The sequence below is a fragment of the Pseudomonas gessardii genome (assembly GCF_001983165.1).
GTDB classification, from domain to species: Bacteria; Pseudomonadota; Gammaproteobacteria; order Pseudomonadales; family Pseudomonadaceae; genus Aquipseudomonas; species Aquipseudomonas gessardii.
The window spans coordinates 1-9,091 of the sequence record NZ_MNPU01000087.1 but is presented as its reverse complement, the minus strand read 5'-3'; the positions used below and the strand labels follow the sequence as shown (position 1 = coordinate 9,091).

Sequence of the window (9,091 nt, the reverse complement as noted above, 5' to 3'; positions counted from 1 at the left end):
GCATGATCCGTATGCTTATCTCAAGGATGTGCTGATGCGGCTGCCGACGCAGCGCGCCAGTGAGATCGCCGAGTTGTTGCCGCATAACTGGCTGCCGTTACGCAACCTGTAATGCCCGTTCGCTTACGAAACACCCCCACGAAACGCCTTTCCAACTCCAGACTACAGGTTCTTAACTCATGCCAATCCGTCACATCATCGTTCATCAGATCCACAAAAAGCCTGATGGAACCCCAGCTGTATTGCATGCCCGCGACACTGAACTTGCAGCGTCGGCAGCCATCGAGAACATGCTCGGCGACCTCAACGAGAGCTACAACGCCAAACAGGGCAAGGCCTGGGGTTTCTTCCATGCCGAGTCCGGCGCGCATCCATTCAGCGGTTGGCTGAAGGCGTATTGCGACCGCAGTAAGGATTTCACCACCTTCAGCCGCCTTGCGGTGGATCACCTGCAGAAGCTGATGGAAGAGTCAAATCTCTCCACCGGTGGCCACGTGCTTTTTGCCCACTACCAACAGGGCATGACCGATTACCTGGCCATCGCCCTGCTCCACCACAGTGCAGGCGTGGCGGTGACTGAAGAACTGGACGTGACCCCCTCACGGCACCTCGACCTGGGCCAGCTGCACCTGGCAGCGCGCATCAACGTCTCCGAGTGGCAGAACAACAAGCAGTCCAAGCAATACATTTCGTTCATCAAAGGCAAAAACGGTAAGAAGGTCTTGGAGTACTTCCGCGATTTTATCGGCTGCCAGGAGGGTGTCGACGGCCCAGGCGAGACGCGTACCCTGCTTAAAGCCTTCACCGATTTTGTCGAAAGCGAAGACATGCCGGAGGAGTCCGCCCGCGAAAAAACCAAGACCCTGGTGCATTACGCCAGCAGCCAGGCCAAGCTCGGCGAGCCGATGGGCCTGGAAGAGCTGTCAGGGTTGATCGATGAAGATCGACCAAAAGCCTTCTACGATCACATCCGCAACAAGGACTACGGCCTGTCGCCTGAAATCCCGGCAGATAAGCGTACCCTCAACAAGTTCCGCCGCTTCACAGGACGCGCCGAAGGCCTGTCAATCAGCTTCGAAGCGCACCTGCTCGGCGACAAGATTGACTACGACGAGAACGCCGGCACGCTGATGATTCGCAATCTACCCACCCAGTTGCGTGATCAGCTCAAGCGCGGCTAGAAACCCGCCCCGTCCAGTTCAGGACGGGGCAAATCCTGCTCAATTTTAACGTAAGCCCAGCCCGTCGAACCTAAAAAGCAGCAACGACGATCCCGAGGGTCGCGAGACAGGAAAAAGTTTTTGCAGCGACGTACTGCACACTGCTCTTTGATGCTTACTTGCAGCGTTTGCTCCAAGAATTCAAGGCTCTGACCCATGGGATTTCAGTCAGAAAATTTATACACGGCTATTAAAAACTGAGGAGTAGCAATCCTGAACTGGCGACGGGAACTTGGGATTATCGGCGATCGTGAGAGAAAGAGGCGGATCACTTATACGGAGAACCATTTATGCAGGTCGTCACGCCCCAAGCCTGGAGTCAGGCTGGACTTACCCTCAACCTGGTCATTGGAGTTCTCGGCTCACAGCAGGCGCTTTTTCGGTTGAAAACCAAGCTCGAATTAGCTGTTGAGGACGCTTTGCATGGGCTCTCTCAAGAGGCAAGCCATGAGCTTGGAATTGAGATTGGTCGCTGGAACATCGAAACGTCCAACTCCCAACCAGAGGTCAACAGGTCGGCGTCGAGCGGGCCAGCCCCTGATCATTCAATAGAGGCACCTGCGACCCCCTTGGAGTCGGCATCCGAGGGATCCCTGAAAGCTGGATCATGCCTATGAGCGCCACATTCGCCCTGACACAACACCTCGAGCACGAGCGCTTTATAGTGCGGGACATCTCTGACCAATACGAGGCTCCGACCTTTGACCTGATTTTCCGAGACCAGGAGCACGGCGTTGAGCGTTGCTCCGACAGCGTGTGGAGTTCGCACGAGCAAGCCTCGGTGGCTGCGGAGGCACTGGAGAAGGCGGATCGTCATCCAGTTCACTGGGGTGTCTTGAAGAGTCTCTAACTCAGTATCATGCTAGTCATAAAGCAGGAGAATAAATGCAACGAAAGAAACCGATACCCTGCTGCACCTTCTTATCGCGCAGCGATGCTGAGGGATACTTGCCAGGCCCTGACTGTCATCTGATATCTATATCTGATGGCCCTGACGATCAGGCACGAATCAACGAAGCACGCTGGAAGAGCGTGAGCTATCACCACTTCATTGACGCCGGCTTTGACGAAGAAGTCATCGAGATATATGGGCAGGACTTTGAGCGGAATTACGTCGATTACCTGCTCAGCAGCAAGGCTGACGTGCTGAGGGAGCGCATACGGGAAATTGCAGACCTGGGGGAAAATATCGCGGTTAATTGCCAGGCCGGCCGATCCCGCAGTGCCGCGGTCGCTTTGTATATCAACAAACATCTTGGGTACCAGTTGCATAAACCGACCCCAGACGCAAACCAGTGCGTCTACCGGATGTTGGCCAACGATGTTCACCTGATGGCCGCCTACCGTACGGCAAGCACTCCAGTGGGACCGGAAGCGCCAAAGCGAACTCTTCTTTCGCTGATCAAGTTGCTGTTCTCGTGAGCGTACAGCGCCGGCAGAGATCATGGTAAACATACGCGACGGCGCCGATGGCTATCTTACCGGCGGGTGAATCGGCGGTAGCGAGATCTGATTCAGGAAAACTCCTCCGCCGTACCTAAGCCCACCCCAAGCGGGCCGAGGCAAAACAATTCGAACATAAAGTCTTTGCTGGCCAGTCCGTTTCTCCCCACCAGTAGATTGAGGTTGGGCTTTTCCAGATCGACGATCGCGCCCGGATGTAGCTCGGCACCGATCCTAAAATCACCCACGGTTTTTTCTCGGAATGGAACTCCTTCAAGCCAATACAGCGGGATCAAGGTAGGGATTGATCCCCTCCCCTGCTCCCTACGAAACCCTGACCACGCCACTGTCTGGCGTCGGCCCATTCAAAACGCGCTGAAATAGTTGGGGTTCCGGGCCCTTGCCGTAGCCTGAAGGCATCTCTAGGAAAACTCGGATCGCCTTGTGTCTTACACCACCGCCACCATCAACGAACTGTATGGTCTACGCGACAAAGTAGGCCTCTCAACCGCTTCGGGCTTAAAAGCTCGTGTTCGCTTTGTACAGCTGGCCTACCGCCACATGCTGGTGCATGAGATCACCAGGTACACTTTGTGGGACCGTGGGTATGAAGGTCTTGGTGAACGAACTTTTGACACATGCTTCGAAATGGGCGACAGCGACGAAGTAATAGCCGAGTTAATCCGTGACGCGCGCATACGGGGCTATGCCGATAATATCGAAATGGAAATAGGTAATTCTGAGTGTTACGCACGCTGGTGTAGCTTCGCAGATCGCCAGCAAGAGTTTGCATTTTGAAGAATGGACCACCTGGGGGGCATGCGCTTCGTTTTTGCTACAAGCGCTGCTGCACCCAATGAGATCTATTAGCTAGAAAAGCGGTGATCTAACGAGGTCTTGGGTTCTTATCACTAAGGGTTAAGTTCTTTGTAACTTACCAAATAGCGTCCGATAAGCACCATGGCTAATTCAAAAAAACCACGCGCATACACCAAGGCCTCGAACCCGGCAGAACACCGCAAAACCCTCATTCGCCTGCTAAACGCAAACAGCCACCGCCATCACTTGTGGGATGTGTTCGCCGACTTCTGCGAAATGGGCGCGTTAGCGATGAGCAACAGCGTGGACCTGGCGCACCGTAATGAGCGTGAAAACCGCTATCTGAGCCTTATTAAGAAGTATGAACCGAATGAGTTGCACCGGTTTCCCCAAATGCTCGCGGAACTAACCATGGCAATGGAGTATGGCCCTGATGATGTACTGGGCCGAGTATTCGGTGAGTTGGAACTCGGTAATAGCTCAAGAGGGCAGTTCTTTACCCCCTACCCTGTCTGTCAAATAATGGCCACACAACTTATAGGCGACGGTAAAGATCTACATGAACGACTGCAGGAGCGGGGTTTTATAACTGTAGCTGAACCCGCATGTGGCGCGGGAGCCATGCCTATTGCCTTCGCCGACGCATTAACCAGCAAGGGAGTAAGCTTCCAAAGCGCCCTTCATGTAGTTGCACAGGATTTAGATTCACGAGCAGTTCATATGACCTATCTTCAACTCAGCATTCTGCATATTCCTGCAATCGTAATCCTCGGCAATACGCTAATGATGGAAGAGCGTGAGTTGTGGTACACCCCTGCGCATATTCTAGGAGGTTGGAATTATAAACTAGGGAACACTCAAGAACGAAGCAATTCACAACGGGATTCAGTACATATATCAGATGAATGTATCAAGCCATTGCCAACGACCAAGCAAATTAACGGACATCAATTCGCATTATTCTAATTCGGAATTTCAGTAGCCCTTACTTAACTTCCGTAGCTTTTGCTCGACGCTTTGCGGCATGTGAGCAGATTTTTAGGGTAGCACCTTTTATGTGGCAACTATTTTTCGTCGCTGTCGCGTTCTCATTGCTTGGTTGCGATTTACAACAAGATGCGGCGAAAAAGCGGGTCAGTGGCACCCCAAAACGCACGAGAGTACTCTGCAATACACCGTTGCGGTTGATGGGTCTCAGACGATCCAGGCGATCCTCATTACCAACGGAAAGGATGAGACTGACGTAGGAGCAGACGCTGATTCCTTGCGTAGCCTTGCGGGTTTCAGGACCCAGATAGCTTTCAAAGACTGTGGCCGCCTCAACTTTGCCCGTACCGGCCCTGGCGCAGATGTCGTGCAAGCTATTCCAACCAGCATAGGTATGACATCGAAATGCCAAATTCAAAATTTGGAGATCAGTGGAATATTCGTCAGTCAAAGTAATATACTTGCGGAAACACTAAGGACAGTCCATGAACATTTTGCACATTCACGATCTTACAACCCTAAAACAATCCCAAAAAAACGATATTTTGCGATTAGCACAGCGCAACAGCGCTGAACTTATGAACCGGCCTGTTAAGCCTAACCATCCGATGTTCGGTCTTGCCAGCGCTTGGATGTTAGCTGATCTAGAACAGCAGATAACTGCACACTCTGGCAAACAACTTGACTGCGAACTTATCCTTATTAGTGACGTAAATTCAAAGGCAATCGCATTTTTGACCTTCACTCGCGCTAACGACTCATGCACCGCGTGCGGCCTTAATTATGTGTGCGTTGATTCCAAATACAGAAAACAAGGGCTCATGACTTTAATGATTGATTACTTAAAGTCAAATTATACAGATATTGCTCTTTGTTGTTTTCCGAGCCTAGTAGGCATGTATGAAAAACTCGGCTTTTTAATGTGTGAGGCTGCTGAAGCGCAAGTAGATATGCGGATTGGCAAACTACACGAAATGAAAAAATATCCTAAGGCAAAGCTTTTGGAAAGCCCAGACGTTAAACACGCCACTGAGCTACTAGCAACTAAGTATGGCAAAAAAAAGGCAATCAAGATCAACGATATATTTGACGCCGAAACAATACAAATCACACTTAAGGTTGAAGCCTTTGTGAGTGATCGTAAACGAATTCTTTGAGTACAGCACACCAGTATGGCTAAGCAATAGTATTACAGCGATACCCCGGGGGCACATACGGTTTCCGGGCCCCCTCCTCCCCCCCATTGCTAACCCCCCCCCTATTACCCCAAAGCTTTCGTCTGCAGGCCAACGCTCACATTCTGCCTCCAAGTGGATATTTTCCATTGGTAAGCAACTGTGGGCCATGGTGTGGGACAAAGAATTTTGGTTTTCTCACAGGCCACGTTAAATAAGACCTGTAGCCATTTTGTACGGGGATACCTTATCCTCCTACATTTCGGCGAGATCTTGGGCGCTTACAGCATGTGCGCCTTGTATGTGAATGAGCCGTGAGGAATCCCGTAGTGAAAAACCGTGATGCAAATTTGCACGACGAAGGTGATCAAATTTCTGGTCAGATCTACCACGTCACGCCAACCCGAAATCTCGATTCGATTATCCGAGAGGGTTTACGGCCGATGATTGGACCGCGCTCTGTTTTGATCGGTGAGGTAACAGAGAAGGTCTATTTCTTCGGCACTATGCATGCTGTAGAAGGCGCTCTGAGTAACTGGCTTGGGGAGGAGCTTGATAAGGAGCCTGGAGCGATATCTGTTCTCGCTGTGGATCATTCCGGATTACATCTCTCTTCAGGCGCGGGCTATGAGCTTGCTTGCTTACACCTCGTACCTCCGGAGAAAATTTCCCTCGCTTTTGAGGATCAGCCGCCAGCGAGCAAAAAGAATCAGCAAGTGACCAAAGGCACTGCATGAGCAAACTGACTCCTAAGTTCGTCAAGGACGTCGACCAGCCCGGCTCCTACCAGGACGGTCGAGGGTTGATTCTTCGCGTTTCAGCTACCCAGCGAAAAAGTTGGGTCTTTCGCTACATGCTGGCGAAAAAACGTCACGATCTCTCCCTGGGTAAATTCCCTGCATTGAGTCTCAGGGATGCACGATTGGAGGCTGACAAGTACCGACTTGATATCGCACGCGGCACCGACCCAGCAGCTGAGCGAGCGAAGCTCAAAGCCACCAAAGCCTCGCGGACCACTACTAGCCAAACTTTTCGGGCTTCAGCAGAAAGGTACATTCGCACTCATTCGTCGAGCTGGTCTAAGAAGCATCACCAACAATGGCAAAACTCACTCACGAAGCATGTCTACCCTTGCATAGGCGGCTTTCGCATAGCCGAAGTCGACACGGACGATGTACTGGATGTGCTGACGCCTATCTGGAGCAAGGTCCCTGTTACAGCGAACCGCGTCCGGAATCGCATTGAGCTCGTGCTTGATGCGGCGAAAGCACTCAGGCTTCGGCAGGGGGAAAACCCGGCACGGTGGCGCGGTCATCTCGACAAGCTCTTGCCCAAGCAATCACATACGGTAGTCCCCTTCCCGTCTCCAGCACCTTCTCGCACAGCTGAGCTGTTGGCCAAGCTCGACTCCCTGGATGGGTCTGCAGCTCGCGCTGTTGAATTGGCCATATTGAGCGTAACTCGAAATCAGGAGGTCAGCGGAGCCCAGTGGCCTGAAATTGATTGGGAGATGAAAATCTGGCGCATCCCGCCGGAGCGCATGAAAGCGGGTAAGGCTCACCGAATACCCCTTACGGACCAGATGCTGGACGTACTGCGGCAGCAGCTCGGAAAGCATGACAAATGGGTATTTCTAAATTCCTGGCGAACAGGACCTATTCCCGGCAATGCGATGGCCAGAGTGCTTGATCAGCTTCAAGTTGATGGGGTTGTCCCGCATGGGTTCAGATCTACTTTTCGGACGTGGGCAGCTGAAGATACCGATCACCAGCGAGAGGTTTGCGAAATGGCTCTCGCGCACACACTCAACAGTAAAGTTGAAGCAGCATATAACCGCGGGGACTTGCTGGATAAGCGGCGTGTCCTGATGAAGGATTGGGGAGAGTATCTTGCCGTCAATGCTCCCCAGGTACAGGGCGATGTATCAGTTCTATCTCCGGCCCCTGATGCGGAATCAGACCAGGCCAATGTGGTACCAGCGGCTTGAAAGATGCGTCAACCGGACTCGAAGGCTTCAGACATGGCTCTTGAGAAGGTTGTAGGTTTTGTTAATTAATGCGATTGAAATGCTTCTAGTTGGAGCCTATAAAAAACGGCTACCCGTGTCAGCGGATAGCCGGTTATTTCCCCCCCGTCGCACCTTATTCGGAGGCTTGGCCGAAAGTCGTGCCACGAAGATTGTTGGCCTCGTGGCAGATGCGAGCAACCTCCAGCATCGCTTTCAATGCTCGCTCTTCAGTCTCCTTGGTGGCAAATGCGATCATGAACCCGTGCAGCAGGCCAACGAGCATTGCCCCGCTGTCAGCGACGTTACGGTTCCCAGCCACGGCGGAAAATTGTTCCAATAGAGCTGGTGGGGCTTTTTGCAAAAAATCCTGACCTAGCGATTTTCCAATGCTGGCGGCATGGGCGCACTGGTGGGCTAAAACTTCTTCAGGCGACATTGGTGTACCGTCATGATGCTCGAAGGCAGCCGTCACATTGCTACGGCCGTGCATGCCAGCGGCTATACTTTCAGCTCCCTGCCGGATCTTCTCAACTGCAATTCGTGCAATGTCGATATCTGATTGTGTGTCATCCATGACGGCTGCCACCAAGCGCTCATCGACGTTCTCATTCATATTCATTTGATCCTCCGTTGATAGTTATTTACCTCCTTTCCACGTTCTCATTCAACTCAAAAAACCCAAGCACCTGGTTAGCAAACCAACAACATAAAAAAAGGCCGGGGTAACCGGCCTTGATCTTGAAGGTCATCGTGAGCTCATGAGTCACTGGGTTCGCCAAGACTCCACTACGTCTTGGCCATATTCCGTTTTCCACTCCTTGAGCACTTTGTGGTTGCCGCCCTTGGTTTCAACATGCTCACCCGTGTTTGGGTTACGGTAAATCTTCACTACTCGTGGCGCGCGAGTCTTTGCCGGCTCGACGCCTCTTTTTTTAAGGTAGTCTGGGTCAAAAATCGCGATTATGTCACCCAGGTGTTTTCCATACTCCGACATTAATACCCGGAGCTTCTTCTCGAACTCCATTTCCTTCACAAGCGCTTCATTGCCGCTCAATTTTTCCAGCCGGACCTGAAGTTCTTTGATGGCTTCCTCAGTTGCGCGGTATTCGATAATGAGGGACATATTGTCTCCTTGGGTTGGGTTTATACCACTGAGCCGTGTTGGGGCTATGGAGAGGCTTTGAGAGCCTGTTCTAGATCATGCCTACCGATGTAAGGAATGCATAGCCAGCTAGGAAGCCAGTGCAAGGCCAGAAAGCATAGAATTGAATGTTGGCGCTCAATTGATTTTTCATTGTGTTCAAGAGGGTTATGTAGTGGTCAACTAATCCCGGACACGACGTTAAGTTTTTCCTCGGCCCGCGCTGGCGCCAACCCATCGTTGAATTGGTGAGGCCGAATCCAGTTGTAGCGATGCATCAAAAAATGGCTGATATCGC

At 51.8% G+C, this 9,091-nt stretch carries 13 protein-coding genes; 9 read left to right on the top strand and 4 right to left on the bottom strand.

The annotated features are described in order from the left end of the window. From BLL38_RS29225 to BLL38_RS29205, 4 genes are all read left to right on the top strand, one after another. Positions 1–112, top strand: a 112-nt coding sequence (locus tag BLL38_RS29225) for a transposase domain-containing protein (protein ID WP_130202206.1), incomplete at its 5' end; no start/stop codon positions are given. A gap of 67 nt (positions 113–179) precedes the next feature. After that, positions 180–1,181 carry a nucleoid-associated protein YejK gene (gene yejK, locus BLL38_RS29220; RefSeq protein WP_076965302.1) on the top strand — a complete coding sequence of 334 codons (1,002 nt, stop codon included), beginning with the start codon at positions 180–182 and terminating at the stop codon, positions 1,179–1,181. A 652-nt stretch (positions 1,182–1,833) separates the two neighbouring features. Continuing rightward, the gene (locus tag BLL38_RS29210) at positions 1,834–2,070 is read left to right on the top strand and encodes a hypothetical protein (protein WP_076965300.1); all 237 of its coding nucleotides are present in this window, start codon (positions 1,834–1,836) and stop codon (positions 2,068–2,070) included. Positions 2,071–2,105: 35 nt separating this feature from the next. Next, positions 2,106–2,642, top strand: coding sequence for a protein-tyrosine phosphatase family protein (locus tag BLL38_RS29205; protein WP_076965299.1), 537 nt, complete (start codon positions 2,106–2,108; stop codon positions 2,640–2,642). 92 nt (positions 2,643–2,734) lie between these two features. Here BLL38_RS29205 and BLL38_RS30940 read toward each other — a convergent pair whose 3' ends face one another. Further along, on the bottom strand, positions 2,735–2,959 hold the full coding sequence (locus BLL38_RS30940; protein WP_130898285.1) for a hypothetical protein: 225 nt from the start codon (positions 2,957–2,959) through the stop codon (positions 2,735–2,737). 169 nt (positions 2,960–3,128) lie between these two features. On the opposite strand from BLL38_RS30940, the gene BLL38_RS29200 reads away from it, so the two are divergent. Next, complete coding sequence (locus tag BLL38_RS29200; protein WP_373562158.1) at positions 3,129–3,461, top strand: hypothetical protein; 333 nt, start codon at positions 3,129–3,131, stop codon at positions 3,459–3,461. A gap of 162 nt (positions 3,462–3,623) precedes the next feature. Continuing rightward, complete coding sequence (locus BLL38_RS29195; RefSeq protein ID WP_076965297.1) at positions 3,624–4,448, top strand: N-6 DNA methylase; 825 nt, start codon at positions 3,624–3,626, stop codon at positions 4,446–4,448. A gap of 19 nt (positions 4,449–4,467) precedes the next feature. Here the strand turns inward: BLL38_RS29195 and BLL38_RS31225 are convergent, their stop codons facing one another. After that, positions 4,468–4,920, bottom strand: a complete 453-nt coding sequence (locus BLL38_RS31225) for a hypothetical protein (RefSeq protein WP_154220724.1) — start codon at positions 4,918–4,920, stop codon at positions 4,468–4,470. Between the two features lie 34 nt (positions 4,921–4,954). Here BLL38_RS31225 and BLL38_RS29185 point away from each other — a divergent pair, with 34 nt between their 5' ends. From BLL38_RS29185 to BLL38_RS29175, 3 genes are all read left to right on the top strand, one after another. Then, entirely contained in the window at positions 4,955–5,626 is a 672-nt protein-coding gene (locus BLL38_RS29185; RefSeq protein ID WP_076965296.1) for a GNAT family N-acetyltransferase, read from the top strand. 347 nt (positions 5,627–5,973) lie between these two features. Next, positions 5,974–6,381 carry a hypothetical protein gene (locus BLL38_RS29180; RefSeq protein WP_076965295.1) on the top strand — a complete coding sequence of 136 codons (408 nt, stop codon included), beginning with the start codon at positions 5,974–5,976 and terminating at the stop codon, positions 6,379–6,381. Beyond that, on the top strand, positions 6,378–7,631 hold the full coding sequence (locus BLL38_RS29175; RefSeq protein WP_076965294.1) for a tyrosine-type recombinase/integrase: 1,254 nt from the start codon (positions 6,378–6,380) through the stop codon (positions 7,629–7,631). Before BLL38_RS29180 ends, BLL38_RS29175 begins: the two co-directional genes overlap by 4 nt. A 154-nt stretch (positions 7,632–7,785) precedes the next feature. Here the strand turns inward: BLL38_RS29175 and BLL38_RS29170 are convergent, their stop codons facing one another. Further along, entirely contained in the window at positions 7,786–8,271 is a 486-nt protein-coding gene (locus BLL38_RS29170) for a hypothetical protein (RefSeq protein ID WP_076965293.1), read from the bottom strand. 144 nt (positions 8,272–8,415) lie between these two features. After that, positions 8,416–8,775, bottom strand: coding sequence for a histone-like nucleoid-structuring protein, MvaT/MvaU family (locus BLL38_RS29165; protein WP_076965292.1), 360 nt, complete (start codon positions 8,773–8,775; stop codon positions 8,416–8,418). Positions 8,776–9,091: the final 316 nt, after the last annotated feature.